The organism is Orenia metallireducens, from assembly GCF_003001995.1.
Lineage (GTDB): Bacteria > Bacillota > Halanaerobiia > Halobacteroidales > Halobacteroidaceae > Orenia > Orenia metallireducens_B.
The window spans coordinates 1-1,707 of sequence record NZ_PVNB01000078.1; the positions used below are offsets into that span (position 1 = coordinate 1).

Below are 1,707 nucleotides of genomic sequence, written 5' to 3' on the forward strand. Positions count from 1 at the left end.
AAAAGTGGAAATTACCAAAAGGGTAAAGTGGACCTTACAGAAAGTGTAAACTCTTTAACAGAGACTACTACAAAGATTACTACAGAGACTACACATAAAAGAAGAGGAAAAGAAATCGTCGCTTTTTATGAAAAGTGTTTTGGCAGATTAATTAGTACTTATCAGTTAGAGGTGCTTGAAGGTTATTTAGAGGATGGATTAAATGAAGAGATAATTATTTTAGCCATGAAGGAATCCTCTTTAAATAATGCTAATAATTTTGCTTATTTAAAAGCAGTTCTTGATGATTGGTTGAGTAAAGGATTGACTACTAAGAAAAAGGTTAAGTCTTATTTAGAGGATAGAAAGTCAAGGTATAGCAATAAAAATAAGGGTAAAAATGAGTTACCTACTAATCTACAGAATGCACTTGATTTAGTAGAGCAGTGTGATGTTGAAGATGAGAATATTTGGGAGGTGGATTAATTGACTAAAAAGGAAACATCAAAGCTATTGTCCATTTTAGCAGTAGCCTATGATAAATTTCAGGTTGATAGTCAGGGAGTTAAGCTAAAGGTCTGGCATGAATTGTTAAGGGATATACCCTATCAGGTAGCACAGCTAGCAGCTAAAAAGTTAATTCTGAAGAGTCCCTTTCCACCAGTAATAGCTGATATTAGAAGAGAGGTCGCTAGTATAGCTACTTCTCAGGATAAAGTAACTGCAACAGATGCTTGGGAGGAGGTGGTAAATGCAATCAGATATTATGGGTATTATCGAGAGAAGGAAGCATTAGGGAGTATGAATTCGCTGGTAGCTAGGACAGTAAGAGCTATGGGATGGAGGGAGATATGTTTAGAGAGTAAGATAGGCGTGATTAGAGGACAGTTTATCAAGATGTATGGTCAGTTATTAAAAAGAAAGCAAGAGGAAGATTTATTACCAATAGAGTTAAGAGAGAGCATCAGGTTAATTAGCGAAGGAGAATTAAAGCTTAAAGAGAGCGTTTCATAGTTTCATATTTTCTCAGTACAAGCATGGAATAACATTTAAGCAGTTGACTTTTAGGTGGGGTCAGCTGCTTTATTAATATAGAGGTGATAAGGTTGAAAAAGCATAGTAGGTTAATTAAGTTATTAATGAGCTATAAGGCTTTAAATACTAGGGTAGAATTGATTGAAATTGAATTGGAGTATAGTCAGCAGGCGATAGATTATACTAGACCAATTATACGAGGGGGTAAGAGCTATGATGCAACCTATCAAGCAGTAGAAAAGAGGGTGGATAGTGATTTGGCTAGGGAAAAAGTAGAGAAGGAAAGGATAATAGAGCTGATAGAAACAGGATTAAAGGTCCTTGATAATGAGTTAGAGCTACCATTGATTAAGGCTAAGTATTTGGATGGAAAATCTGAAAGGGATAATATGATTTATAATAGTAATCTATTTCCTTATTCAGCTAGTCAGTATTATCGGGTGAAGAAGAGGGCCTTAGAGAAGTTAGAGGAAAGCATTGGAGATCTAATTTAAAGTTAGAAGGTATAATTTAAAGTTAGAAGGTATAATAGTTTGTTTTGTAGAAGGATGATATATAGTTAAATGAAATTTTTAAATCCAATTTAAAAATTACTTAGTCAATTTGATATGACAAAATTTTAATAGGAAGTGAATTTTAAATATGAGCTATTATTATTTTACAGAAGAAGGATTAGAATATAAGGTAAGTTCA

The 1,707-nt window shown here is 33.5% G+C and carries 3 protein-coding genes; all 3 read left to right on the plus strand.

What is annotated here, in order from left to right:
• On the plus strand, positions 1-465 hold a 465-nt coding region (locus BX659_RS18630; RefSeq protein WP_146129062.1), incomplete at its 5' end, for a DnaD domain-containing protein.
• On the plus strand, positions 466-993 hold the full coding sequence (locus BX659_RS18635) for a replicative helicase loader/inhibitor (protein WP_097019720.1): 528 nt from the start codon (positions 466-468) through the stop codon (positions 991-993).
• Positions 994-1,085: 92 nt separating this feature from the next.
• Entirely contained in the window at positions 1,086-1,508 is a 423-nt protein-coding gene (locus tag BX659_RS18640; protein WP_097019721.1) for a hypothetical protein, read from the plus strand.
• Positions 1,509-1,707: the final 199 nt, after the last annotated feature.